Raw genomic sequence first — 23,025 nt, forward strand, 5'->3', positions numbered from 1 at the left:
CGCCATGTCGACCTCGGTCTCGTGCACTGCACTTCGCATCTGCGACCCCCTCTGACGTGCTGCCTCGGTGCCTTGAGCGCGGCGATGCGATCCGTCTTGAGCCGCTCGGATACACGAAGCCCATGCCCCGCGCCCGATGACATCGAGGATCAACTATTAGTGGCCACCGACGACAGCCCCGAGGCCGTCCCGACTCGCCGCCTTCTCCGGTGCGAGATCTCGAGCCATATGGCGCTGCGCACGCATGCGACGAGACCTGGTCGAGATTGGAGGTCAGCGCCAATCGTCATCGCACGATTTGAAAATCCGCGTCTCCGCAGTCGATGGCCGCGCCGCATCGTTCCGTCTCGCAACGCTCCGAACACAGCAACCAGCGCGCCACCTCTGCAGTGAGCGCGCGTCGCTCCATCCCCAGAGGAACCCCGAACAGGACCACACGTCGCCGGTCGCCGAGCGGTCCCAGGTGTTGTGTTCCGGTCGACACCGTCGCCAATCCGTCGATGACCGCGTCGAGCAGCGCGTGCGCTTCGCGTCGACGCACGCCTCCGTGCGTGCCTTCTGCGAATGGCGTGAGCGCTTCGATCGCCCGCTCGCGCTCGCCCAATCTCAGGAGGCAGAGCGCTCGATTCCACTCGGCCTCGGGGACGACGTCCGGCGGGGAACTCGGCGAGATAGCCCTCCCACGGACGAAGCGCGAGCCGCGGATCGGCACCCTCGAAATGCAGTCCGTGCGCGACAGCGGACGTCTGGCGGTCGCGCGTATCGAGCTCGGTCTCGCGATCGGCGTCGCGAGCGACGTCGGCGCGCCCAGCGTCGCTCGTTCACCATCCACGTCGCCCCGAGTGATCGCACGCAATCATCAGTCTCGTCGGGAAAGTGACAACGAGCAGTTGCGCGAGTCCTCACAGCGCGTAGTAGTTGAGTCTCTCCTGCCCCAACGAGGTTGCCGGTGAGCGGCGAACGCGTGCAGACACATACCATCCGATTTCGTGGGAACGTGGAGGAGGTCTGGAAACTCCTGACGTCCACCGAATCACTCCAGCGTTTCTACTTCGACAGTATCGTCGAGAGCGACATGAAACCTGGTGCGTCGCTCCGTTACGTGAGCCCCAACCGCAAGCGCGTCTTCATCACCGGCGAGGTGAAGGAGGTCGCACCGCCGCTTCGCTGGAGGCACACGCTCAAGTTCACCCATGTCGACGAGCCCGCCTCTGACGTGGAGTTCCGGCTGCGGCAGGACGGCGACGAGGTCGAGGTAACCGTGGAGCACAGTGGCTTCACGGGCGACAAGCACTTCAAAATGGTCCAGCGCGGCTGGCCGTTCATCCTCCGCAACATGAAGTCGTGGGTCGAGGAGGGACGGCTGCCGCTGAGCACTCGCGTGCAGTACGGGATGATGAAGCTGATCATGCCGTTGATGCCGAAGCGCAGAGAGTCGTCCGAATGAACGGGTGAGGAGTCGCTCCGCAACGAGCTGAACACGATCGACGATCCGCACGTTCGATGCGTGCGGGCGTCGCGTGACGCGCTCTGACTGCGAGCGTTCGCACTATTCCGGGACGCTCTCGCGCTACGCCAACGCGACTTCCACGGCGAGGAGCTGGGTGAAGCTCCCCCGCTTCCGTGGACACTCCGGACGCGTGAGCATCTGCGAGGAGTGTTCGATGGCGAAGCGGAACGAAGAGTGCTCAGCGCGGAGTTCAAGGCGAAGGTCGTGCGGCTCTGCCGGGTCAGCGACAGAAGCGTCGGGCAGGTCGCGAAGGACTTGGACCTGACCGAGGACCGCGCTGCGTGAATGGATGCGCCGCGCCGAGGTCGATGGCGCCAAGAGCGAGGGCGGCCGCTGACGACGAGCGAGCGCGAGGAGCTGCAGCGGATCCACCCTCGCGAGCTCGCTGCAGAACTCGGCCCCTCACCGTGCCGACCCACAGCAGCAGAGCCCGTCGAGCTGAGCGCATCGCCGAGGTCACCCGCCCAATCTGCGACATCACGACCTCGTCTTGAAGACGGGGCTCGTGCATCGGCTACCGCGATCCCGAGTTCGCACAGCGTCTTCGCGACTACCAGCGGGCCTACGCGGCGCGAAACGCGCCGAGCGCCGAGAGCAGCGCATCTGACCAATGCGAACGAGCGCCGCGCGCGATCGACGCGTTCACGTGTGGCAAGTGTCGGCGCAAAGTGTGCGCTGCACGAGCGAGCTACGCGTCAGGCGCACGTTCGTCTGCACGCTGCCAGCTTCAAGCAGCGCCAGCACCACGTCGCGTCGCGGACTCACGCGCTTTCCAGGTTGGTGCATCGACGACAATGTTGTCCGAATGTCCACAGATAGAGCGTGAAGCCGGAACGGCTGGGAGCCGAATCCACGCCGCGCGCGCGAACTCGTCATTTAGAGAGTGAAAGCGCACAGTGCGTGCCCCACGCGGAAAAAAAAGTACGACGTGGATTGCACTGGAAGCCCAGATCGAGCGTCTCTGGGTCGACCACTTCGATGGCACTCGCGTGACGCTGAACGTGCAACTCTCGGGTTGCGAGTATCGCCGCTCCACCTGCGGTGGCACCTCGGCCACGTCTCGCTGCGTCCGCCCGATGCACGCCGCTGCCGTGGTTGCGCGCGGCCGCGGCAACGGCTTGCTGGCTCTGCCGCACCGCCTCCGAACCACTCGTCGGCCGCGCTTCGCCGCACTTGGCGACTGCTTCGAGAGCGTCGATGCATTCGTCCAGCGCGCCTGCATCGACGAGTTCTACAACACACGTCGTCGTCATTCGTATCTTGGATATCTCAGCCCATCGAGTTCGAATTGAGATATCAAGTCGACGCTGCGGCTGCATAGTCAGACTGTCCGCCGAACGGGGTAACTTCACCCGAAAAAGCGCGAGGACATCGAGCGCATGCGGACCGCGTTCTTTTCGCAGCGCTCGCCGGACGGGCCCGCAGCTGTGCGTGGGCAGAAGGACGCGTTACGACAAACGTGCCGCTCAGCGAAGTCGAGGTCCCGCTCCGCGGACCGAACTCCAAACCGACAGCACGACCAGGTCTGCGCCTCGCACGGTGTAGTAGACGTGGAGCCGCGTCTGGGTCAGCAGGAACCGACGCGTGCCCGGACGGGCCCGCGCGTAGACGACTCCGATGTGCGGTGCCGCCGCCAGCGTCGCGAGCGCGGCTTCGAGTTCGTCGAGTACGAGCTCTGGAGCGGATGGACGTTCGACGCGCCACCAGTCGGCCACGCGCGTGAGCTCGCGCTTCGCACGGGGCGTGAACTTGAGTCGAAGCGTCACCGGCCGACGGATCGCAGCGAACGGAGCCCAGAGAGCACGTCGGCAGCGTCGAGCAGCTCTCCGCGCTCGAGTTCGGCGTGCGACTCCTCGAGCGACGATTCGAGCGCGGTTCGCGACTCCTCGTCGAGGTCGTCGTCGACGATCGCGAGCGTCACCTCGAGACCTTCCGGTAGGTCGGTCGGGGCGTCGACGACCAACCGGCCGCCGCGAACACGCGCACGGATCGAGGACATGGTAAAGGCTACGCGGTTCGGCATCGGCGTGCACCTCGAGCGCGGGGCCATCCACGCGTCCGCTGAGCTCGCTTTAGCGGACCGCAGGTCCGCGAGCGGGTAGGTAGGCGATCGAGGAGCTTGAGGGCGACGCGCTCGCCCGCCTGGCCGCATCGGCGCCCGAGCGTCGAGGCAGCAGCGCGACCCGCGACGCGTTACGAGCGCCGGCAGGCGTTCGAGGGCTGGTGCGCCGCGGCACGGCCTCGCGGCGCCGCCGTCGCGCTGTACCTCGGGACCGGGCGAGGCCGGGGCGGGGCGGTGGCCTCGCTCGAGCTCGAGCTCGCGGCCATCTCGCAGACCCACAAGGCGCTCGGGCACGCAGCGCCCCCGAGCACGCCCGAGGTGCGCGCGGCTTGGGCAGGATCCGTCGCGACCGCGGCGTCGCGCAGCGGTGCGCCGCTGCTGGCGAGCGACCTGCGCGCGATCGTAGGCGCGCTGCCGCCGGCCGACGCTGCTCAGCCTGCGCGACCGCGCGCCTCGCTTGTCGGCTGGCCCGCGCCGTTGCGGCGTAGCGAGCTCGTGAGCCTGCAAGCTCATGAGCTCACGTGGCGCGGGGACGGCGTCGAGCTTGCGCTAGGGCGCAGCAAGCGCTGTTCGTCGCGAGCTCGAGCGAGCTCGAGCTGTGCCCGGTCCGCGGCGCTGCGCGCGTGGCTCGACGACCCGGCATCAGCTCGGGCCCGTCTTCCGCGAAGGTCGCCCGCGGAGCTCGCGGCGAGCGCGCGCTCACCGGCCGCAGCATCGCGCGCATGGTGAAGCGCGCCGCGCAGGCGGCGGGGCTCGACGGTGTAGGGCGACAGCAATAATGACCCCCGCGCGACAGCAAAACTGACCCCCGTCGTCGGCACGACGAGGAGGCTGAGGATGTCGACGGGCGAGACGATGGCCCCTCCGCGGAAGGCGGAGGAGGTCGAGATGGTGGAGCCGGAGGTCGTCCGGCAGATGCGTGCGCTGAGCGAGCTCGGGTGGGGCGCCAAGCGCATCGCGCAAGAGCTGGGCGTGGCTCGCAACACGGTGCGCCGGTATCTGCGGGGCGGCGCCGCGGCCGAGGTCCAACAGAGGCCCGGTGCCCGCGTGCTGGATCCAGACGCACGCGCTGAGGCGCGACAGCTCTTCGCGACGACCGCGGCGGGCAATGCCGTCGTGGTGACGCGCGAGCTGCACAGGCGCGGCGTCGTAGCGTATCCGATGCGCGAGCCGGTGGAGCGTGAGCCTGGTCCGCGGCTCATGCTGCGCGGGTGACCTCGACGACCTCAGCCTGCCGTCGTCTGCTGCTCGGCCGGGTCTCGCGTCGGCAGCGGAGCGGGGACGGTGAGCGGACCGATCTCGGCGGCGAGCTCGTCGGGGTGCAGGCGTGCGCGGGTCTGCTTCCAGAAGAGCGGCGCGAGCTCGAGGTAGCGGTCGCGCGGCCAGTGGGGCAGGACGCGGATGAGGTCGCGGAGGTACGCCTCGGGATCAAGGCCGTGCAGCTTCGCGGAGGCCACGAGCGTGAAGAGGTGACTGGTGCTCTCGGCGTGGTCATCGCTGCCGACGAAGAGCCACGCCTTACGCCCGACGGCGACGCTTCGGAGCGCACGCTCGGACCGGTTGTTGTCGAGCACGAGTCGTCCGTTCTCGAAGAAGCGCATCAGCGCGTCCTTCTGCCGGTAGGCGTAGCCGAGAGCGCTGCGCAGCGAGCCGCGCACGTTCCGGACTTTGTCGTGCCCGGTGTCGACCCAGTCGAAGAACGCATCGACGTGCGGCCGCAGGTGCGCGTCGCGCAGGCGCTTGATTTCGGCCGGCGGCTTGCGCTTCCACGTGGCGTCGAGCGCGAAGATGCGCCCGATGCGCGCGAGCCCTTCACGTGCGACCGCGCTCTTGTTCGCGGCCGCTTCCCAGAACTTGCGGCGTGCATGTACCCAGCAGCCGGCCTCCTGCCGACTGCAGCGGCACCTCCCCGTTGGTGTGTACATGCTCGCGTGCATCAACTGCGCGTTCTCCGATTACAACCCGGCCGGGAACGGCTGCTTTGGGCGACTGGCCTGCTTCCGCGGCGCCAAGGAGGCCTACAGGAAGGTAAACACGAAGGCGGACCTATTTCAGGTCTGGGACCGCATGACCGAGAGTTCGTGCAGGAGACGCACGTGTGCCCGGAGTTCGAACGGCGAAGGCCCAGCGCCGGCTATCGCGGCTGAGCGGAGAACGCGATCGCCGTCGTCGCCATCACCGCCCCCACCGGTCCGACCACTCTGCGAGCACGCGCCGCTCGTCGGAGTCGAGCGACGTGTCCGACCAGATGCCGATGCCGGGCACATCGCAGCGGCCGGCTTCGTCGAGGCAGACGCGCTCCAGATCCCCCTCGGAGCTGCACCGCGCGCCCTCGCCCAGCGATCGCGCGCGACCGATGTCGGCGCGCATTCTTTCACGCTCTTCGATCGCGCCGTCGCTGCGCGCGCTCGACGCGCAGCTCCGTCTCCGCGCTCGTCGATCGGAGCGACCTCTCGGTCGAGACGACCGCCGACGAGCTGAGCGCGCTCGTGCTCGGCTATCTCGGGTCGCGCCCGCTCGAGTAGGGCGCGCGGGTGCGACCCGCGAGCGCTCCCACGGTGCCGCCGCCGACGAAGCCCGCGGCGAACACGGTCAGCGGCAGGCCGAGCGCGTAGCACAGCTGCCCGGACTCCTGCTCCAGGGGCCATCCGGTGAGCCACGAGACGACCTGCGCGCCCGGCGTCGCGATCACCCACGCGGTCCCCGACAATGGCAGCCCGCGGTGCAGCGTCGCCACGAGCCACAGGCCGAGGAGCGACGACGCGCCCACCAGCGCTCCGACGATCGATCCGAGCAGGAGGCGCAAACCACCCACGATGGGCTTTACCGCGGAGCAGGGCGCGTTCTTCCGCGCGCCGAGAATGAGGCTCGAGAGCGCAGCGAGCGATACGTGCAAGACGCGCCGCCCGGGACAATCCAGAGTGCGGAGCATGCGCCCTCTCGAGCCTCGCGCTCGTGCTCGGTGCCGTCGCCGCGCGCCGACATCTTGCCGCCTCCGCGCGTGCCGACGCTCCTCGTCCAGAGCGTGCGCGCCGTCGACGGCGACGCCCCGCCGGAGGATTGCGTCGCCGCGATCGCGGCGATCGAGCAGGCGACGATCGGCCTCCTCGATTGCGTCAAGCTCTGCGCGGCGAGCCCAGCTCGCGCTCTTCGATCGCGAGATAGCGGATGCGACGTCCCCTTGCGTTTTTCGTCCTGACGATGGCCGCTGGATGCGGGGGCAGCCGCGGCCGGCAGGACGAGCGCGCGGGTGCAGGCATCGACGAGCGCGCCGGTGTGCGTGTTTCGGCCCATCGTGATCGCCGGGATCGGCGCATCGTGATCACCAGGATCGGCCCATCGTGATCCGAACGCGCTTGCTCATGCTTCCCTCACTCGACGTGTGCGATTGGCACGCACGTCACGTCGAGTGTTTGGTCCGCTGCGCGTCGGCCCGTCAGCGAGTGATTCTTGTCATTTCCCTAAATGTTCCTGAGTCCGCACCCAGTGGCGCCGACGTCGATGGCTCCCATCGGATCCGCGCAGTCGGGGCGGTCAACGGCGATGGATCGGGGCTCTACGCGATCGTCGACGGACACGCGCGAACGAATGGCACCGGCGGGTCGTGGTCGCAACGCCGGGCCGTGGTCAGGGGCACGGCGGGTCGTCGTCACCGCGGGTCGATCGCGTGTTTCCACGGCAAAACGGTACGGCGCGCCGGCTGCGATGAGGGGATCCGAGGAGGTCCTTCCGATGGCCTATGTGATCGCCGAGCCCTGCGTCTCCGTGTGTAACGGTGCGTGCACGAAGGTGTGCCCCGTGGACGCGATCCACGGGCCCGCCCCCAACGAGCCGAAGACGCGCCTGCAGCTGTACATCGATCCCGAGGTGTGCATCTGCTGCGCGGCGTGCGAGCCCGAGTGCCCGGTGAGCGCGATCTTCGAGGAGAACGCGCTGCCGCCGGCGTGGGCCCACTATCGCGAGCTCAACGCCCGGTTCTTCCGGCGCGAGTGATGTTGGGCCGGCGTCGGACGCGCTCTATCGCTGTCTGACAGCTCTGCGCGTCGCGCGAGATCACCTCGCCTCCGACGCTCATCCGGACCCGCCCGACCTCCACGGTCAGCGCGGTGCCCGCCGGCTCACCCTCCGAGCGAGACGCGCCAGCCGCAGCGCCGCGGGCTTGCCGCTTTCGCCCGCGAGCCGTCGCGACCAGTTCCGCAGCGAGCTCGCGAAGGAGTGCGTTGAGCGCGGCGTCTGGCAGCGACTGTCGCGGTGAGCGGCGCGACCCGGAAGGCGGTCCGCGAGAATCGACTTGCCGAGCTGTAAAGAGATCGCACGTGGCGGCACTCCCTCCACATGTCTCTGCGATATGCCTGGCCATCGATCGGAGCCGGGACGAGGCCGGACGAGGCCGAGCCCGGCGCGAAGAAAGATCGCGATGAGCAGCGCGCGCACCGGCCCTCCCGTGTCGAGCCACGGCTCGCGCACGCTCACGACCTCGACGCCGCAGCGGTCGAGCTCGAGCACCGCGTGGAGGTTGCCGACCATCGAGCGGCCGAACCGATCGAGCGACCACACGACGAGCACGTCGAACGCGCCGCCGTGCGCGTCGGCCATCATCCGCTCGAACGCGGGCCGCTTCTTCGCGGCGCTCGCGCTCTCCTCGTATGTCGTCGCCGCCGCGAGCTTGAGCTTGCGTGCGCGGACGACGCGCATCACCGCGGGCCGCTGGTTCTCGACCGACTGCTCGCCTCGACTGACGCGCAGGTAGATCGCCGCCCGCTTCTTCATGGTCGCGGAGCGCTATCACGCCCCATCGCGCAGAAACATACGGTAGGGGGCGCCCAGGGCATCCCCGTTCTAGGGCAACTCAGGGCGCTTACCGTATGTTTTTTTACGCGGCCGGGCGTCGACCCCCGATCGACGAGCTCGATCTCTGGACGGAGCGCGTGCTCATCGCGGCGACGCTCGACGAGGTGTTCGCGTCGTAGCGCGGGGCCGGGCCGAGGTCGTGCTCGCGTCTCCGGTTGAACCGCGACCATCGAGGCCACGAGCGCGTCAGGTGCGTCTCGGTGAGGTGCTCACGCTGCCGCGAAACGCGCGTTCACGGCGCCGCGATACCCGCAAATAGGGCGGCGAACACTAGGAGCGCCGCGCCGACAACGAAGGCGCCAACCACGAAGGCGATGATCGACACGGCGATCGCGAGCAGGGCGATCGAGAGCGTCCTCGCGGCGATACGTGACGCTCTCGCGCTCGCGGCGCGAATCGCGCGAGCAGGTGTCGAGGACGTGAGCGCGACCGCGCGCGTCTCCCCGGAGACGCGGTACGGCGAGCCTGGCTCCTCCTCCGTCATCACAGCGTCGCACGCCTCGATCGGGACCCACGGTGGGACGATCGGGAGATCGCTCGGGTGCGCGGCAGACCGCGGCACGATCCGGCGGCCACGCATCGCCGCGAAGTCCGCGAAGCCGTCGCGGAGCGACGGCCACAGCGCCCACGCCGCCACGGCGCTCACGATCGCGACGAGGATCGCGACGACTGTTCCCATTCCGCCAACCTGCGACGCCGCGCGCGCCGCGTCCACTGTCACCGCGGCGTCGCGAATCGAGCGCCTCGCGTCGCATTCGCTCTCTACGCCCGAGCCTGGTAGCTGGCGCCGTCCCGCAAAGCTCTCTCGCCAACTACGAGATCGATGCGGGTCTTGTAGCCGCCGAGCGGCACGAGCTCGTCGAGGATGAGCAGGTCGGGCGCGACGTAGCGGCGCAGCCGACGCTCGGTCGCGGGATGGACTCCTGCCGCAGCAGGTCGGCGAACGCTGACGCGAGCGTGCAGAAGCGGACCGTGTATCCGCGCTCGAGCGCGCGATGCCCGAGGTTCTGCACGAGCGTCGTCTTGCCGACGCCGGGGCCTCCTCGCAGCAGCACGTTCTGACTCGCCTTTCGCGCTTCATGCAGCTGCGAACGAGCGCGACCGGTCGCTCGCCGGCGAGTTTCTCGCGAGCTGCGTGCGCGCGGCTGGATCCAAAAGGTCCGTCCGCGCGATGTGAAGCAGGTCGGCGAAGCTCAAGCCGACCTTGTCGCGGTACCACGGTCGTCGGATCGTGGTGCCTGGTAACAGACGAGCGCGTTCAACGACACCGAGCTCGTGCTCGACGCGCTCAGGAGGGCCATCGCGACCCGCAGGCCGACGCCCGGGCTCGTCCACCACTCGGACCGCGGCAGCACGTACGCGAGCGACGACTACCGTCGCACGCTCGAGCAGCACGAGCTGGTCGCGAGCATGAGCAGGAAGGGCGACTGCTGGGACAATGCCGTCGCGGAGAGCTTCTTCGCGACGCTACGCGCCGAATTGCTCGACCACGTCCGCATCGAGACGCGCGACGACGCCACGCGCGTCATCGGCGAGTACATCGAGGCCTTCTACAACCCCGTGAGAAGGCACTCGCACACCGACCACGTCAGTCCCATCGAGTTCGAATTGAGGTCCGCAGTCGCCGCACTCGCGGCATAGTTTGACGGTCCACCGAAGCGGGCGAAGATCACCTGAGTGCGGCGCAACGGATCAACCGAGACGCACTCTGGGGTTAGTGTCCTAAGGGGTCAGATCTTCCTGTTGCTTGACAGACGGGAGGGTAGGGCGCGTTCTCGGCGCACTCGCTCCGGGCGGGACTCGCGACCACTGCGCGCGCCGGCGTGCCCGAGCTCGACATCATGCGACGTAGAGATCGATTTGCTGGAGCAGCTGAGAGCGCAGATGGCCGCGTGATCAGATCAGCTTCGTTGTTCGCCGCGGACGGGACGAGTTGGCCGGCGTTGGAGCCTCTGCAACTGGTTGTGCAATGCGGCGGAAGCACGGATTCGCGAGAGTTCGCGTACTTCGATTCAAGCGTGGTTCCGCCGGGGCCATCCGGTCGGCATGGAGCGAACGGAAGCACCAACTCGGTCCCGGGTTGATGTGATCCGCCAAACGTGATCACGCGGCACGCGGCCTGCTTGTGCGTCGCGCGCCGCGACGCCGCGCGCGGCGAGGAGGCTCGATGACGCGTCGTTCCCGGTCCCGCTCGCTCCTGATCACGATCGTGGTCGTGATGCTCTCCTTCTTCCCCGCGCTCGCGTCGGCGCAGTCGCCCGAGCCGCTTCCCGCGCGCATCGATGCGGTGATCGAGCTCCCGGGCGCCGGACCGCCACGCTTCCTGAACGTTTCGGTCGATCTCGGCCGCGGTCCGTGGTCGATCGAGGGCTGCGTCTCGAGCGCGCGCGGTGCGTGCTCCGCGACCGCGCAGATCGCGCTCGACGACGCGGACCGCCGCGAGCTCGTCTCGCGGATCCAGCTCGCGCAGGCGCGCATGCGCTGCCCGCCCCCGCACTCGATGCCAGGCGATCCGACGTACACGATCACGACCCCGAGCACGTCGTGGGAGGGCGCGCTCCCCCGCGATCCCGCGCTGGTCCCCTCGCGCCTCGGCACGTGCGCCGGCGCCAATTCGCTCGCGTGGTTCCTCGTCGAGCGCTTCGGCGTCCCCAGCCTGTCCGCGCCTCAGGGCGGGCACTGAGGCGCCCGATAGAGAGGACCGCTGAGGAATGCGGGAATGCAGGAACGAGATCGCAGCCCTTCCTGCTGTTCCGGCCTCTTCGCCGAGCGTCTTCCTTCGCCTCGCGAAGCGCCTTCGCGAACGCGCTCCACATCACGGCGGAGGCGCGCATGTCGGCGAACGTCTCGCCGTGACGAAGGTCGAGCACGTACGTGGTGTCCTCGAGGATGTGCTGACCCGCGCCATGTCGCGGGTAATGTCGACGCGCCCGGCGTACCGCGTCTCCTGCACCTGTGCGCGCCGCGATCGCGAAGGCGGTCTTGTCGTACGCGCCGCCCTCGGGTGCGACGCGGGCAGCGCGCTCGACGGCGAGCTCGAAGTCGCGAGCGGTCGCGAACGTCGTATTCGCTACACGAGCCCCGTCTATGCGGCGAGAGTCTCGCTGCCCCTCCGGCTCGGGCCCTCAGAGCCCGATGATGTTCACGCCGCCCGGCACTCGGACCGGATGCGAGATCATCCAGGACCACGCACCGATGATCACGGGACGGATACGGTGCTGCCCGAGGTCGACGCGATCGCGATGGGTCGCAGGAGGCCAGTGCAGCAGTCCCCAGCTCGTCCGGTCCGACGAGCTGCCGAGACGCCGCGGCACCGGTTTACGAAAAAGCTCAACGAGCTGCTCGAGGGCATGGGGTTCGACCCGGGTCGGATCGGCCCGATGACGACCAACCTGGCCTGCCCGAACTGTCGCCCGCCAGTGGAGGCGCTGCCTGCGACGCTGCTCGGCGCACGCGACCGCGCGCTCCTGCTCGTCGGTTGGGCCGCAGCGTTACGACGTAGTGAGCTTGTGAGCCTGCAAGCTCATGAGCTGAGGTGGACGCCTGATCGCGTCGAGCTCCGCATCGGCGAGCGCGCGCTCACCGGTCGCAGCGTTGCGCGCATCGTTCAGCGCGCCGCGACTGCTGCGAACCTCGAAGGGGAGGGCAGGGCGTTTCGGGGCACTCGCTCCGCGCGGGGCTCGCCACGACCGCGGCGCGCGCCGACATGCCCGAGCTCGAAATAATGCGGCGCGGGCGCTGGAAGAGCTGCGCGGCGATGGAGCGATACGTTCGGTGACGCAACTCGGCGAGAAGAAGTGAGCGATGCGTGGCGGACCACGAGATGATCGCAACGAAGACGTTCGGATGCGGTGCGACGGTGTCGTGCACGAACGTCAACGTGCCGGTGCCGCCGGTCTGACTGCTCTCGAAGGTGCGCGCCTCGACATCGAAGATGAGCTGCTGGGTCGATCGCTGCCCCCGGTGTTCAGGTAGCTCGTGACCATCTCCCAGCGATCCGCGTCACACGCGACGGCGAGGTGATCGAGGAGGCGCGCGAAGAGGGCGTTCGGTCGAGCTGTGAGGACTTCTGCGACTGCGAGTGAGCGCGCGATCCTCGCGGAACCGCGCTTCCTCGATCGACGCGCGCAGATCGTCTTCAGCTTCGTGAGATCGCGGAACGCGATCCGCGCTTCTTGGACGCGCGCCCTCGCGCGCTCCGCGTAACGACGTCTTTTTTCGAGAGAGCCCGAGTCGTCCGAGAGCGCGACCGAGCGTCGAGGTACCAACTTCCACGCCCATCTCGACGTGGTACGCGTCGGTCAGTTCGGCGATCGTGGCGTCGGGTCACCGCGATGCCGCTGACCACCGCCGTGTCCGAGCGGCTCGAGGGAACTGCCCTCGCGGGCTTTCCGCATCAATCGATTCACAGTCGCGATGCCGAGCTTGAACACGTCGGCCGCTTCGTCCCAGCTCATCCCGTCGAGCACTGCGTCCACGATGCGGAGCCGCAGTGCGATCGGAATAGGTGCCGTCATCCGGTGGATAAAGATCAGTAGCAGACGGAGATCAGTAGCAGACGGAAAGCGGCGACTCGGCGATGCAGGCAGAGGCCGCATCGCAGCTCGCGGCGGCCGCGAAGCAGTCGGCCAGCGCCTCGTTCGTGGCGTCGCTGAAGTACGCCCACGCCTCCGGCGCGGCCTCGCTCGGCGCGAGGCACGCGGTCGCGCCGGTGCACACCGCGCAGTACGCGTCGCGCGCCGCGGTCGCGCTGGCGCTCGGCGTCGTCGTCCCCACGGCGGCCCATGCGCACGCGCGCACCGCGCTGGTCGCGAGATCGGAGAACGTCGCGCAAACGCCGCCCTCCATGCGATTGGCGCGGAGGCAGTCGTACACGCCACCAATTGCAGCCGCGCTCCCTGTCGCGCAGACGTCGCGATAGGTCTCGACCTCGCAGCGCCGACCAGGATCGGTCTCGGCCTCACCACAGAGCGCGATGTACGCGTCGGCGGCGGCCTCGCACGCGGCGATCGCGGGATCGGTGGCGGACGCGTCCGCCGCGGGCCGCGCATCGGCTGCCGTGGACGCGTCGAGCGCAGGGATGCCCGTGTTGCAGGCGAGCAGCGCGAGAGCGCCGCTGAGGAGGAACGACGAGCGAGCGAAGGACCGAAACGACGATGTGCTCATGCACCGGCGACGAGCAACCTCCGTGCCCCTCAGAATCGGGGCTCGATCTCGCTCCGTCGCCCAGCGCGCAGCGTGCTCGAGCAACGACGAGGCCGTGCACGCGATCGGCCGCGGCGTGTGACGAAGAGACCGCACTGTTGTGGTTTCCACAACATACAGGCTCGCTCGCACGGCGCGTTACGGTGAACGATCTGCGCGTCCCGTCGACGGCCGCATCGCTGCAGGATGCCTGTGTCTCAATCTGGTCATTGGAGCGGGCTTGCACGATTGTTGCTGCCGCGAGGCTGAGTGTCGCGAACCTCGTCAATTCAGCTGTTTCAGATCGTGGTGCACGCAAGTGGCCTATCCGAGCTACTCGCCCCCGGGATCGTTCGTCGGGCGTTGCTTGACGCTGGAGCCGATCCAGACACTGCCACTGTCGCTGATTACGCCAACGCATTGCAGAAGTTGCGCGCGAGATTCATCGCCTACATGTCCGAGGCCGAGGCGGATGACCGAGCAGACGATATCGCCAGGAGGCTAGGCCTTCCACCCGATAAGGAGCGGACGAAGAAGCTCAGGCGCGGGAGGTCCAATGGCTGAGCGACGCTCCTGCGCATGTGAGAAGATCGCAGGGCGTGCGCGCGACGCTCCGCGATCGGATCACGAGCACCGCCGCGGCCGCCGCGAGGAGGAGCGTTCCGACGATCGGCGCCGCCCGCACCAGTTCGAGCCACTCCACCGCGAGCGCTGCTCGATCGCGTGCGCGGCGAGGACTCGTCCTCCATGCGCGCGCGCGTGCTCGCGCTTGGCTCCAGCGTCTCGAACGCGTCCACCATCTCGTCGTCGTCGATCATCGCGCCTCCCTCGCTGGTCGGGCGCACCCGTGCGCGAGGGCGCGCTCGATCGCGACGCCGAGGGGCGCGCTGCTGGCGCTCGTGGCCGGGATGGGGTGAGCGCTGCCTCAGGGCGCGAGCGCGGAGAGGGATCGAGCGGGACGTCGAAGAGATGCAGGCGCCAGACGCGTCGCCCGCCGACGCACGCGAAGGCCAGTCGCGCTATGAGGGCACGCGTGGCGGAATCGGGATATCGCATCGCGTCCCTCGCGGGGGCGCCGCTTCGATCGGTGATCCCACGCACCGGAGAGACGCGGAGACCGTCGCGTTCTTTGGCCTGTGGGTCTGCTTTTCGCTCGACGAGCTCACATTCTGGCTACGAACTGGTCGATCCGCCGACGTGCGTTCGCGGCTTCGTGAGTTCGCACTCGCCGCGCGCTCTAACTCGTGAGCATCGCGCAGGCTGCGGAGCTCACCCGATCGAAGCGCACCCGCTCGACGCCGGATCACCCATGCGGGCGATGCGAGTCCGCTAAGTTCGCTTTAGCGGACCGCGCCGACGACGCGCTCGAGCGGCGCCGAGCTCTGCCTGCGCCGCGACAAGACCGATGCGGCAGGCGAGGGAAGGGTGGGTGCTCGCGATCGGCTTCGCGCGCGACGTCGAGCGTTGCCCGGTGCGCTCGCTTCGGGCGTGGCTCGACGCCGCGCAGCTCGAGTGCGGTCCTGTCTTCCGCTCGATCGATGGGGACACATGAGCGACCAGGGGCGAGCGAGAAGGTGGTCGTGCGCGTCGTCCAGCGCGCCGCTCGCGTCGCGCAGCTCGGGCGCGAGCTCTCTGCGCACTCGCTTCGTGCGGATTCATCACCGCAGCGCGACGGGCAGGGCACTCGCCCGTCTCGGGTCACAAGGATGGTCCCCAAACCGTTTGCTCGGACTACGCAGCCATGATCCGACGACCACACGCCGCGCACGAGCTTCTGCCTCCGCACGACGAGCCGATGCCGCGCGCGGTCCGCGCGTGCGTCGACGCGATGATCGCTAGGATCCCCGACGAGCCGGAGCAGGCGGTCCATCGCGACATCACCGTCGAGCTCCGGAGCATCCTGCGCGCGGACACGGCATCGTCGATGCTTCCGCTCTTCGTGCCCGAGCTCGGCTGGACCGTGGAGTACGCTCACATCTTTCCGAGCCCCGGGCCGACGACCAACGCGAAAGCGAGCATGGATGCGGCGCTCGCCGGCGTCGGGCTCCACGAGCTCTCCCCCGTCTTCCCGCTCCGCGACGACGTTACGAACCAACCGCTCTACTGCTCGGTCGAGACCCTCGCGGAGTGGGGTGCCTACCGCTACCGAGACGTGAGCGCCAAGTTGGACGTGGCCGGCCCGCAGATCGGCGTCGCGTTCGCCGATCGCGGCACGACGCTCGGGTACATCGGGTTCGGCAGCTTCACCGACGAATTCGCCCCCTGGTCGGCGACCGCTCTCCGCGCTGTGATCCCCGCCCTCCGGGCGCGCCTCGCGGTCGATCTCCGGATCCGTGAGGCGCGTGTTCTGGCGGCGGCGCTCGAGGCCGCGCTCGATCTCGTGGAGGTCCCGGCGTTCGTGCTCTTGGCGACGGCCCACCTCGTCCACGCGAACGCGCTGGGTCGGCTCTGGCGCGATCGGGACCCGCAGGGGCTTCGCGAGGCGATCGACGCGAGCATCGCCGGCGCGGCCGACGCTCCGCTCGCCATCGACCGCCGGCGTGTGCCCGGCATGCCCGACGTCGTCGTCGCCGTCCAGCGCCGCGCCCGCTCGCGCGCGCTCCTCGAGCGCTTCGCGCACGATCACCGGCTCACGCGACGCGAGATCGAGGTCCTCGAGCAGATCGCCGCAGGCCACTCGAACAAGACGATCGCCTCGAACCTCACCTGCACCGTGAAGAACGTCGAGCAGTTCGTCAGCTCGCTCTTCGCAAGACCGGCTGCGCCTCGCGGACCGAGCTCGTCGCCCGCCTGCACGACGAGCGTTGAAGAGACCGCGGCGCCTGAGCTCCCGAATCGATCCGCCTACCCCTCCTGGGCGCCCGTGCCACGGATCGGTCAGGAGATCTGCGCGCCGTCATCGTCTCGGCGCTCGCCGCGATCACGCTCGGTGCAGGCGCCTACGGCGCCGCGCTCGGCCTGTGGCGCGCGCCGGAGCAGGCGCTCTACTCCGCGATCAAGCTGCCGCTGCTCTTCGTCGCGGTCGCGGCGTGCACGATCGGATCGAGCGCGATGCTCGCGATGCTGCTGCGGGCGCGGCTCTCGCTCGCCCAGACCACGGTCTGCGTCCTGCTCGCGTTCGCGGTCACCTCCGCGATCCCGACGCGGGCACGAGCGAGCCCGACGGCGGCGAGCCATCGAACGACGCGAGCGCCGACTCGGGCACGAACACAAACGTCGACGGCGGCGGCGGCACGACGACGACGAGCGGCTGCGCGTGCCGCGCGGCGGGTTACCGCGACACGGACAGCACTGGCGCGGCGGTCCTCGCGCTGCGCGTGGCGCTCGCGCTGGCACGCCGCCGCCGCTTCCCGCACGGATGACGGCACATCTCGACGGGGTCGGCGAGCCCCGGCCCCGTCGAGACTCCCACGCACGCGTGATGGACCGCTTCCGATCGCGGCCGGCGCCGATCCGCTCGACGAGCGCGTCGTCGAGCCGCGCGAGCGCGTCGGGCAGGAGGAGCCGCATCGCCGATGGGTTCGTGAGCCCGCGCATCGCGCGCGTCTCGCGCGTCGAGGCCAGCGGTCGGCCGCTGTGCGCCAGCGGTCGCGCGGTCGCCTTCAGTCGCGCGCGAGCTCGGAGCTCGCGTGAGTGACCACGTCCTCGCCGATCGCCGCGCTGATCTGGAGCACGATCGCCGGCGTCGTGCCGCGGTTGCGGAGCGTCGCGGTCGTCTCGCCCCGCGGGACGACGAAGAGCGAGCGCGCCGCCATCACCGGCAGCTCGGCGCCCGCGATCACCGGCGCCACCTCGCCCTCGATCACGAAGAAGGCCTCGTCGCGCATCGAGTGCGCGTGCTCGGGCGCGATGCGCTCGCCGGGCGGGAGCTCGACGAGATCGACGCGGAGCGGCGAGGCCGCGTCGTCGAGCAGCGAGCGCACCCACCCGAGCGGCTCTCCGGTCGACGTGCGGATCGCGCGGGTGGCGACGAGCTCCGCGGGCATGACGACGAACGGCCTCACCATCTCGCGCACTCCCGCCCTTCGCGGGCGCAGCGGAGCGCGAGCTGCTCCGCGAAGAGCGAGACCGGATGCAGCGTCTCGCCCATCCCCTCGCCCTCGACGAAGTCCTCGGGATCGCCCTGATCGAGCGCGGCCCACGTGCGGTTCGAGAAGCTCTCGGGGCAGAGGCGCGCGTCCGCCCCGTCGGCCGCCGAGGATCCGATCAGATAGCCGAGCCCCCACTGCGCGCTCTCGACCGCGCAGCCATCCGAGCTCGCGTGGTTCGCGATCACCCGCGTCCGCCAGAACACGTGCTGGGTCGCGGTGAACCCCGCGCCGGTCGACGTGGTGCCCCGGTTGACGGCCTGCAGCCAGCCGCGATCGAGCTCCACGCCGTCGTAGAGGTTCGCGTTCGCGAGGAAGCGGTGCGCGTCGTCGCTGTAGCGGCTGTCGATCACCCGCGCGCGCAGGAGCACGTTGCCGCTCGCGGCCTGGTTCACGATGAAGCCGTGCCGCGCGTGCTCGGCGCTCGAGTCGACGATCAGCACGTCGTGCCCCTGGAGCTCGAAGAGGTACCCGTTGCCGCCGCCCCCGCGGTACTGCGGGAAGCCCCAGTGCAGTCCTCGATCCCGAGCCCCATCACGAGGTTTTTCGGCGTGTGGAAGCGCGCCCACTCGCGCTCGTCACGGAAGCGGAGCACCTCGCACACCAGCTCCTCGAAAGTCGTCGTCATCGCGCGACGATACCGGGAAGCCGAGGCGCGAGCCTGCGTACGGTGCTGAGCTGATCGATCATGACCTCGTCATCGCGATGCGGCATGAGGCGAGTGGTCCGTAACTTCGCGAGAGCGATTGATCGAGTCGTGGTAGCTCAGCCCGACTCCGACGGGATCGTTGCTGGCACCGTCAGCTCCGTCGCGACCGGGCTGGACGTACCCGCGTCGGCCGTGCTCCGTGGAGATCAGCTGCTCGTCACGCTCACGCAATTCGACAGTCTCTTCATGCCGGACGCGGCCGGCCCTCCCGAGCTTCCCTTCTGCGTCGGCTCGGCTCGGCCTTGAGTCAAGGTCGGTGCACCCGGATGGACGCTCTGATCGACAATGACGCTGGCGTGTCCGATGGACACGCCAGCGTCGTCGATGGGGACCGATGCCGGCCCGGCGTGCGCCGTCCACGCCGCGATGATGCGGTCCACACCGAGGCGATCACCACGCTGCGCGACGCGCCGCCGATCGAGCCCGGCGTTTCGACCGAGCGCCTGCGCCGCTCGATCGCGTCGTGAGCGCACAGCGCGACGCTCACGCGAGCAGCGCGTCGAGCTCGGCTCCCGAGCCGCCGCCTCTCTGAGCCAACCGGCTCGACCACGGGTAACTCACAGGCGCACCGGGACGCGCGACACGCGGGCGTCCGCGTTGGCACGCTTCGCGCTGCGCACCTCGCCCGCGCGCGCCGGTAGGCGCTCGCGGGAGGTTTGCTTGCTTCGCTCCACTCTTCTCGCGCTCGCGATCTCGATCGGCGCCGCGTCGTCCGCAGAGGCGCAGGACTGCTGCCACGGACCAGAGGCGGCGATCGGCGTCGCGATCGGCGTCGCCGGCCTCGCGGCGAACGCGACTTTCGTCGTCGCCGACATCGCGTACGCGGATCGCTGGCTGCAGCCCGAGTGGTCGATCACGCAACTCGTGTTCGGCGTGCTCGAGCTCGCGGGCGCGGTGCCGTTCTTCTACTTCGGCGCGCGGTCACCCGACCCCGAGATCTACCTCGGCGTCGGCGCCGCAATGACCGCGTTCGGCGCGTTCTTCGTCGCGCACGCGATCGTGAGCCTCGTGCTCCACCGCCCCGAGCCCGCGCTCCCGCGCGTGTCGCTCGCGCCGACCGCAGGCGGCGCGCACCTTGCGATCAGCGGCAGCTTCTGAGAGCGGTCGCGAGGAGCGCTCGATTCCTCAGCCCGACCGTGTACGACTGAAGCAGCAGGATCGTAAGCGTCGCGGCATCAACTGGACGTTTCGCGTCGCCGACGCCCGGCGCGTCTTCCGATACGCCGGGCTCGTTACGTCACGGTCGAGACACTAGTGTCCCGACCGCGACGCGGTGATCACGTCGGCCCTTGCGCCGCGATCGGGAGTCTGATCTACAGCGGTCTGTGAAGCCGACTGCGAGGTTCACAGGGCTGGAGCTGTCCGAGGCAGACCGCGAGCTCCTTCGCGCGAGGGGGCGCGGTAGCCATCGGGAGCGACTCACGGCCCGCCAGTGGCGTCGGATCCGCACGCTGCTTCTCCTCGACGAGGGCATGTCGGTCCGAGCCACGGCGATCGCAGTCGGGGGTTACCCGCGAGAGGTTTCGCGTGTCGCCAAGCGCTATGCGGAGCGAGGTCTGGACGCGGCGTTGTCTGATGACCCGCGTCCGCACCCGGAGCGGAAGCTCGACAGCGCGCAGGAGGCCGCGATCGTCGCGATGGGCGGAGTTCTCGTTGGGGCCATGCTTGTCATAGAGGTAGTACCACCCGGACGAGGGGGGCATGCGCTCATTGGCGAGCATGTCCGCGAAGGGCACCACCTCCGACGGCAGGGACCAGCCCAACACTTCCTCCAGCGGCGCGAAGCTTTCCACGGGCTCCTCTCCCAGGACACTGACGAGCTGGGCGGCATGGCCTCGCTGTGACTCCTTCATCTTCTTGGTCGTCTTCTTCGCAGCCGCCATACGCATGGCCTCCCCTCGACTGCCGTCGCGGACTCCACGGGAGTCGGCGCACCAAGCTAGCCGCTCCTCTACCCTGTCCGGATGGTCACCGCGTCAGTGCGCGGGTTCGGTCCCCGCGGGTGCCGTGCGGATGTTCTCGATATCGAACTGACTGAACGTCACGCTCGAGCGCCGGTTGAGCTGCTGGGTCGCAGAGTGCTGTTCGAAGTCGAACGCGATCGTGCCCTCGCAGCGGCGCCCGGCCGTCGGCCCGCTGGTCGGGGCGTACGTCACCCGCGCGGTGCCATGACCGGGCCCACCCAGCATCGGCCGCGTGGCGTGGACGTCCGTGAAGGTCACCTCCTCCAGCGACGCGAGGCCCACGTCCGCGTCGGTCAGGGGCACGCCGCAGAGCCCGCTCAACACCTCGCCGGTGCGCACGGCCGCAAAGAGATCTCCCTGAAGCATGCCGGAGCCCACTGACACATCGCATCCCATCGCCCCGAACGCCACACAGACCGTGCAAAGCAACCTACGCATCGCCCACAGACCTCCGGCCCGAATAGAGGCTCCGATCTTCACGCCACCTCCAGTGCGGCGTGCCGCCGTCGCCGATGTGATGTGCTGACGTCCGTCGAGCGTACGCGCACGATGTGGTGCCGCCGAGCAAGCTCCGAGCCGTGCTGCGCAAAACGCGGCTCCGACGATGTCATCGTCGGCAGCTTCAGCGGCGCCGCCGTCGCGAGACGACGTGTTGCGCCCGCGCAACGTTCGAGCCCCCGCATGGTCCGCATAGTCTCTTCGGCTCCTCGATGAGCGGCTGACCGCAGCAGCCCGCCAACGCTGTTGTCGCGTGGTCCACACATTTGCGGACGAGGTCCGCGCGGCGGTGCGGGAGCCGTACCGCAAGGTTGCCCGGTCGACGGCCGCGGCGAACTGCGCTCCCGGATCCTGCCGGCCGGCGCCGAATGCAGCGACAGGTCTCGCAGCGCCTCGTCCGCGAGCTTCTTGATGCGCCGCACCGCGACCATGTCCTCTGGCGACATGAGCATCAGCATCGACGACTGCGTCTTGCGCCTTCCACGCATGCCGCATGTAAAATCACGCCGCGCGGGTGCGGTCGATCCACGGACCACGGTCCCCGGGCTCGACCGCAGCCGTGCGACGCCCGGTGACGTTCGTGTGGGACGTCTTCCCGCACATCGAACCGTCGTAATCGGCTCGCCGGTGACCCGCGCTTCGAGCTCGGTTCGTCCCCGTGTACGCGCCGACTCAACGCAGAGCGCACGTCGCGACGCTCGCGGTCGTCCCGGGGGGCTCGCGTCGAGCATGTGACCGTCGGCGTCGACGCGACCGCACGCATCGATACACGTCGAACGTCTCGAGCACGATCTGCGCGGCGATTCCACGCGCTGACTTCGTGCCGCAGAGTCGCGAGATCGCCGATACGGCGTCGGCCGAGGCACTCGCGGACGACGAGGCTCACCTCCATCTCGGCGGCGTTGAGCCAGCTCGCGTGCTTCGGCGTGAAGTGCACCATGAAGCGCCGCCATAGCGCACGGCCCTGCTCAGGTTGTCGACGACCAGATGAATCGTGCGAGCGCGTTTGTAGCGGCGCGCGATCCGCTTCAGCGCTTTCGCGAACGATGGGCCGGCGCGATCGCGCGTGGCGTCGCCCGGTCAGAGCTTCGATGATGCAGAAGATGTTCGCTGTTCCGCGCCGCACGTACTCGTAGTCGACGCGCGCGATCTTGCCCGGCGACATGGCCGTCCCGTCTCGCGCCGCATCGCGCAGCGGCACAGGGCGCTCGTCCAGGCACACGACGGGCTCTCGTTCGTCGTGCTTGCGTGCGTACAGCTCGAGCACGTCCTCCATCCGATCGATGAACTCGTCATCGACGGCGGGGACGCACCACATTTTTTTTCCCGCCACGGCTTGAGGCCGTGGCTCGCGAGCGTGACCCGGACCGTCTCGCGACCGATCTCGTCGACGACACCTCGCTTCACGACTTGTTCGGCGATGAGCCGCACGGTCCATCGCGCGTGCCCTTCGGGCGGTGGGCCGCAGACCATCGCGACGATCGACGCCCTCTTCTCAAGCGCGTCCATGAGTTCTGCGACCGTCGCGTCGGGCATCTCGGTCACGATCTCGACGCGGTACTCGAGGTCACCGACGCGCCCCTCGATGGGCCCCGTCGGCGTCATGTCGCATACGGAGAGCACGCTGTTGAACGAACCGAAGGGATCGGGCTCGCGCACGTCGTTCTCGGGATCGGGGGGATCCACGTGGTGCCGTCGACGATGAACTTGTAGAGGTGGCGACCGATCGGCTCGACGAGGTGGGTGGCGCTCCAGGTGCCGCTGCCGTCGTTCACGAGCTCGAGCGCGCCCGACTCGGGCGTGTCGGGCCACGTGCCGCTCGCATCCGCGAGGAAGCTGCCGCTCAGCCACACGCTCGTCGCGCCGGGCTGGTGCAACGTGAACGTGATCTCGTTGCACGGAGGAGGAGGCGGCGGCGGCGGGCCCGCGTCTTCGTCGGGCAGCGGCACCTCTCCGTCGCCGCACGACGCGCCGTCACTCGCGCCTCCGTCGCCGCGGCACGGTGGACGGAACAGTGGGCTCGGTGAGCCGTCGCGGCGGTACCCTGGGCCCGCATCCACGTCGAGCGAGCCGGGGTCCGAGGCGCAAGCCGTCACGAACAAGAGAAGCGATGCGGAAACGGCAATGAAGCGGCGCGACATGGGCGAATCCTCCCGTCG

The 23,025-nt window shown here is 69.2% G+C and carries 30 protein-coding genes and 2 pseudogenes; 14 read left to right on the plus strand and 18 right to left on the minus strand.

All coding sequences use genetic code 11. The features are described 5' to 3' along the window. Nucleotides 1-286: 286 nt before the first annotated feature. Entirely contained in the window at nt 287-604 is a 318-nt protein-coding gene (locus tag I5071_RS46380; protein WP_206607064.1) for a hypothetical protein, read from the minus strand. A 345-nt stretch (nt 605-949) separates the two neighbouring features. Between I5071_RS46380 and I5071_RS46385 the strand changes: the two genes are divergently transcribed. Further along, nucleotides 950-1,447, plus strand: a complete 498-nt coding sequence (locus I5071_RS46385) for an SRPBCC domain-containing protein (RefSeq protein ID WP_236607774.1) — start codon at nt 950-952, stop codon at nt 1,445-1,447. Nucleotides 1,448-1,657: 210 nt separating this feature from the next. Further along, complete coding sequence (locus I5071_RS46390; RefSeq protein ID WP_206607066.1) at nt 1,658-1,795, plus strand: hypothetical protein; 138 nt, start codon at nt 1,658-1,660, stop codon at nt 1,793-1,795. A 587-nt stretch (nt 1,796-2,382) separates the two neighbouring features. On the opposite strand, the gene I5071_RS46395 is transcribed toward I5071_RS46390, so the two are convergent. The 3 genes from I5071_RS46395 to I5071_RS46405 form a co-directional block, all read right to left on the minus strand. Then, nucleotides 2,383-2,763 (minus strand): hypothetical protein, encoded by a 381-nt coding sequence (locus I5071_RS46395; RefSeq protein WP_236607775.1) that lies wholly within the window; start codon nt 2,761-2,763, stop codon nt 2,383-2,385. 213 nt (nt 2,764-2,976) lie between these two features. Further along, the gene (locus I5071_RS46400; protein WP_206607068.1) at nt 2,977-3,276 is read right to left on the minus strand and encodes a type II toxin-antitoxin system RelE/ParE family toxin; all 300 of its coding nucleotides are present in this window, start codon (nt 3,274-3,276) and stop codon (nt 2,977-2,979) included. Further along, nucleotides 3,273-3,533 carry a hypothetical protein gene (locus tag I5071_RS46405; protein ID WP_236607776.1) on the minus strand — a complete coding sequence of 87 codons (261 nt, stop codon included), beginning with the start codon at nt 3,531-3,533 and terminating at the stop codon, nt 3,273-3,275. The genes I5071_RS46400 and I5071_RS46405 overlap by 4 nt, the downstream gene beginning before the upstream one ends. Nucleotides 3,534-4,460: 927 nt before the next feature. Here I5071_RS46405 and I5071_RS46410 point away from each other — a divergent pair. Beyond that, nucleotides 4,461-4,727, plus strand: a pseudogene (locus I5071_RS46410) (helix-turn-helix domain-containing protein); the annotation flags it as partial. A 71-nt stretch (nt 4,728-4,798) separates the two neighbouring features. Here I5071_RS46410 and I5071_RS46415 read toward each other — a convergent pair. The 3 genes from I5071_RS46415 to I5071_RS46425 form a co-directional block, all read right to left on the minus strand. Then, complete coding sequence (locus I5071_RS46415; RefSeq protein WP_236607777.1) at nt 4,799-5,509, minus strand: IS66 family transposase; 711 nt, start codon at nt 5,507-5,509, stop codon at nt 4,799-4,801. 238 nt (nt 5,510-5,747) lie between these two features. Further along, a complete protein-coding gene (locus I5071_RS46420; RefSeq protein ID WP_206607070.1) occupies nt 5,748-5,942 on the minus strand; it encodes a hypothetical protein in 195 nt (64 codons plus the stop codon). Between the two features lie 127 nt (nt 5,943-6,069). Next, entirely contained in the window at nt 6,070-6,387 is a 318-nt protein-coding gene (locus I5071_RS46425; RefSeq protein WP_236607778.1) for a hypothetical protein, read from the minus strand. Nucleotides 6,388-6,573: 186 nt separating this feature from the next. On the opposite strand from I5071_RS46425, the gene I5071_RS46430 reads away from it, so the two are divergent. Further along, nucleotides 6,574-6,771 (plus strand): hypothetical protein, encoded by a 198-nt coding sequence (locus tag I5071_RS46430; protein WP_236607779.1) that lies wholly within the window; start codon nt 6,574-6,576, stop codon nt 6,769-6,771. Nucleotides 6,772-7,304: 533 nt separating this feature from the next. Next, entirely contained in the window at nt 7,305-7,565 is a 261-nt protein-coding gene (locus tag I5071_RS46435) for a 4Fe-4S dicluster domain-containing protein (RefSeq protein ID WP_206607073.1), read from the plus strand. A 105-nt stretch (nt 7,566-7,670) separates the two neighbouring features. Here the strand turns inward: I5071_RS46435 and I5071_RS46440 are convergent, their stop codons facing one another. The 3 genes from I5071_RS46440 to I5071_RS47175 all read right to left on the minus strand — a co-directional run bounded on the left by I5071_RS46440 (nt 7,671) and on the right by I5071_RS47175 (nt 9,478). Next, entirely contained in the window at nt 7,671-8,342 is a 672-nt protein-coding gene (locus I5071_RS46440) for a recombinase family protein (RefSeq protein ID WP_206607074.1), read from the minus strand. 313 nt (nt 8,343-8,655) lie between these two features. After that, nucleotides 8,656-9,102, minus strand: a complete 447-nt coding sequence (locus tag I5071_RS46445) for a hypothetical protein (RefSeq protein ID WP_206607075.1) — start codon at nt 9,100-9,102, stop codon at nt 8,656-8,658. Between the two features lie 133 nt (nt 9,103-9,235). Further along, nucleotides 9,236-9,478: an ATP-binding protein gene (locus I5071_RS47175; RefSeq protein WP_419249699.1), complete on the minus strand. Its 243-nt coding sequence runs from the start codon at nt 9,476-9,478 to the stop codon at nt 9,236-9,238. Between the two features lie 217 nt (nt 9,479-9,695). Between I5071_RS47175 and I5071_RS47180 the strand changes: the two are divergent. The 4 genes and pseudogenes from I5071_RS47180 to I5071_RS46465 form a co-directional block, all read left to right on the plus strand. Then, nucleotides 9,696-9,842 (plus strand): annotated as a pseudogene (locus tag I5071_RS47180) (DDE-type integrase/transposase/recombinase); the annotation flags it as partial. Continuing rightward, nucleotides 9,834-10,064: an integrase core domain-containing protein gene (locus tag I5071_RS47185; protein ID WP_419249706.1), complete on the plus strand. Its 231-nt coding sequence runs from the start codon at nt 9,834-9,836 to the stop codon at nt 10,062-10,064. The pseudogene I5071_RS47180 and the gene I5071_RS47185, both read left to right, overlap by 9 nt. A gap of 526 nt (nt 10,065-10,590) precedes the next feature. Then, nucleotides 10,591-11,106 (plus strand): hypothetical protein, encoded by a 516-nt coding sequence (locus I5071_RS46460; protein ID WP_206607077.1) that lies wholly within the window; start codon nt 10,591-10,593, stop codon nt 11,104-11,106. Between the two features lie 169 nt (nt 11,107-11,275). Further along, nucleotides 11,276-12,148 carry a hypothetical protein gene (locus tag I5071_RS46465; protein ID WP_236607780.1) on the plus strand — a complete coding sequence of 291 codons (873 nt, stop codon included), beginning with the start codon at nt 11,276-11,278 and terminating at the stop codon, nt 12,146-12,148. Between the two features lie 576 nt (nt 12,149-12,724). On the opposite strand, the gene I5071_RS46470 is transcribed toward I5071_RS46465, so the two are convergent. Continuing rightward, entirely contained in the window at nt 12,725-12,901 is a 177-nt protein-coding gene (locus I5071_RS46470) for a hypothetical protein (RefSeq protein WP_206607078.1), read from the minus strand. 70 nt (nt 12,902-12,971) lie between these two features. After that, nucleotides 12,972-13,589 carry a hypothetical protein gene (locus I5071_RS46475; protein ID WP_206607079.1) on the minus strand — a complete coding sequence of 206 codons (618 nt, stop codon included), beginning with the start codon at nt 13,587-13,589 and terminating at the stop codon, nt 12,972-12,974. 1,447 nt (nt 13,590-15,036) lie between these two features. Between I5071_RS46475 and I5071_RS46795 the strand changes: the two genes are divergently transcribed. Together I5071_RS46795 and I5071_RS46480 are read left to right on the plus strand one after the other, a co-directional pair. Next, a complete protein-coding gene (locus I5071_RS46795) occupies nt 15,037-15,159 on the plus strand; it encodes a hypothetical protein (protein WP_268921271.1) in 123 nt (40 codons plus the stop codon). A 189-nt stretch (nt 15,160-15,348) separates the two neighbouring features. Next, the gene (locus I5071_RS46480) at nt 15,349-17,244 is read left to right on the plus strand and encodes a LuxR C-terminal-related transcriptional regulator (protein WP_206607081.1); all 1,896 of its coding nucleotides are present in this window, start codon (nt 15,349-15,351) and stop codon (nt 17,242-17,244) included. On the opposite strand, the gene I5071_RS46485 is transcribed toward I5071_RS46480, so the two are convergent. From I5071_RS46485 to I5071_RS46495, 3 genes are read right to left on the minus strand one after another with little or no spacing between them, the layout of a single operon-like run. Beyond that, nucleotides 17,210-17,614, minus strand: a complete 405-nt coding sequence (locus tag I5071_RS46485; RefSeq protein ID WP_236607781.1) for a cupin domain-containing protein — start codon at nt 17,612-17,614, stop codon at nt 17,210-17,212. The two genes, I5071_RS46480 and I5071_RS46485, sit on opposite strands and share 35 nt — an antisense overlap. Beyond that, nucleotides 17,608-18,138 carry a hypothetical protein gene (locus tag I5071_RS46490; protein ID WP_236607782.1) on the minus strand — a complete coding sequence of 177 codons (531 nt, stop codon included), beginning with the start codon at nt 18,136-18,138 and terminating at the stop codon, nt 17,608-17,610. The genes I5071_RS46485 and I5071_RS46490 overlap by 7 nt, the downstream gene beginning before the upstream one ends. Continuing rightward, a complete protein-coding gene (locus I5071_RS46495; protein WP_236607783.1) occupies nt 18,132-18,323 on the minus strand; it encodes a hypothetical protein in 192 nt (63 codons plus the stop codon). The genes I5071_RS46490 and I5071_RS46495 overlap by 7 nt, the downstream gene beginning before the upstream one ends. 347 nt (nt 18,324-18,670) lie before the next feature. Between I5071_RS46495 and I5071_RS46500 the strand changes: the two genes are divergently transcribed. The 3 genes from I5071_RS46500 to I5071_RS47190 all read left to right on the plus strand — a co-directional run bounded on the left by I5071_RS46500 (nt 18,671) and on the right by I5071_RS47190 (nt 20,248). After that, complete coding sequence (locus I5071_RS46500; protein WP_206607085.1) at nt 18,671-18,871, plus strand: hypothetical protein; 201 nt, start codon at nt 18,671-18,673, stop codon at nt 18,869-18,871. A 193-nt stretch (nt 18,872-19,064) separates the two neighbouring features. Next, the gene (locus tag I5071_RS46505) at nt 19,065-19,502 is read left to right on the plus strand and encodes a hypothetical protein (protein WP_206607086.1); all 438 of its coding nucleotides are present in this window, start codon (nt 19,065-19,067) and stop codon (nt 19,500-19,502) included. Nucleotides 19,503-19,876: 374 nt separating this feature from the next. Next, nucleotides 19,877-20,248 (plus strand): hypothetical protein, encoded by a 372-nt coding sequence (locus tag I5071_RS47190; protein WP_419249707.1) that lies wholly within the window; start codon nt 19,877-19,879, stop codon nt 20,246-20,248. Between the two features lie 132 nt (nt 20,249-20,380). Here I5071_RS47190 and I5071_RS46515 read toward each other — a convergent pair whose 3' ends face one another. The 3 genes from I5071_RS46515 to I5071_RS46525 form a co-directional block, all read right to left on the minus strand. Then, nucleotides 20,381-20,848, minus strand: a complete 468-nt coding sequence (locus I5071_RS46515; protein WP_236607785.1) for a hypothetical protein — start codon at nt 20,846-20,848, stop codon at nt 20,381-20,383. A 469-nt stretch (nt 20,849-21,317) separates the two neighbouring features. Continuing rightward, complete coding sequence (locus I5071_RS46520; protein WP_236607786.1) at nt 21,318-22,142, minus strand: hypothetical protein; 825 nt, start codon at nt 22,140-22,142, stop codon at nt 21,318-21,320. Nucleotides 22,143-22,467: 325 nt separating this feature from the next. Then, on the minus strand, nt 22,468-22,962 hold the full coding sequence (locus tag I5071_RS46525; protein WP_236607787.1) for a glycogen-binding domain-containing protein: 495 nt from the start codon (nt 22,960-22,962) through the stop codon (nt 22,468-22,470). Nucleotides 22,963-23,025 lie beyond the last annotated feature (63 nt).

Source organism: Sandaracinus amylolyticus (assembly GCF_021631985.1).
GTDB classification, from domain to species: domain Bacteria; phylum Myxococcota_A; class Polyangia; order Polyangiales; family Sandaracinaceae; genus Sandaracinus; species Sandaracinus amylolyticus_A.

Coding starts and splice junctions, on each gene's coding strand:
- I5071_RS46500 (WP_206607085.1), top strand. CDS start 18,671: ATGGACGCTCTGATCGACAATGACGCTGGCGTGTCCGATGGACACGCC.
- I5071_RS46475 (WP_206607079.1), bottom strand. CDS start 13,589: ATGAGCACATCGTCGTTTCGGTCCTTCGCTCGCTCGTCGTTCCTCCTC.
- I5071_RS46420 (WP_206607070.1), bottom strand. CDS start 5,942: ATGCGCGCCGACATCGGTCGCGCGCGATCGCTGGGCGAGGGCGCGCGG.
- I5071_RS46435 (WP_206607073.1), top strand. CDS start 7,305: ATGGCCTATGTGATCGCCGAGCCCTGCGTCTCCGTGTGTAACGGTGCG.
- I5071_RS46395 (WP_236607775.1), bottom strand. CDS start 2,763: ATGACGACGACGTGTGTTGTAGAACTCGTCGATGCAGGCGCGCTGGAC.
- I5071_RS46415 (WP_236607777.1), bottom strand. CDS start 5,509: ATGCACGCGAGCATGTACACACCAACGGGGAGGTGCCGCTGCAGTCGG.
- I5071_RS47185 (WP_419249706.1), top strand. CDS start 9,834: ATGAGCAGGAAGGGCGACTGCTGGGACAATGCCGTCGCGGAGAGCTTC.
- I5071_RS46495 (WP_236607783.1), bottom strand. CDS start 18,323: ATGACGACGACTTTCGAGGAGCTGGTGTGCGAGGTGCTCCGCTTCCGT.
- I5071_RS46405 (WP_236607776.1), bottom strand. CDS start 3,533: ATGCCGAACCGCGTAGCCTTTACCATGTCCTCGATCCGTGCGCGTGTT.
- I5071_RS46440 (WP_206607074.1), bottom strand. CDS start 8,342: ATGAAGAAGCGGGCGGCGATCTACCTGCGCGTCAGTCGAGGCGAGCAG.
- I5071_RS46520 (WP_236607786.1), bottom strand. CDS start 22,142: ATGGAGGACGTGCTCGAGCTGTACGCACGCAAGCACGACGAACGAGAG.
- I5071_RS46445 (WP_206607075.1), bottom strand. CDS start 9,102: ATGGGAACAGTCGTCGCGATCCTCGTCGCGATCGTGAGCGCCGTGGCG.
- I5071_RS46485 (WP_236607781.1), bottom strand. CDS start 17,614: ATGGTGAGGCCGTTCGTCGTCATGCCCGCGGAGCTCGTCGCCACCCGC.
- I5071_RS47190 (WP_419249707.1), top strand. CDS start 19,877: ATGTCGGTCCGAGCCACGGCGATCGCAGTCGGGGGTTACCCGCGAGAG.
- I5071_RS46460 (WP_206607077.1), top strand. CDS start 10,591: ATGACGCGTCGTTCCCGGTCCCGCTCGCTCCTGATCACGATCGTGGTC.
- I5071_RS46480 (WP_206607081.1), top strand. CDS start 15,349: ATGATCCGACGACCACACGCCGCGCACGAGCTTCTGCCTCCGCACGAC.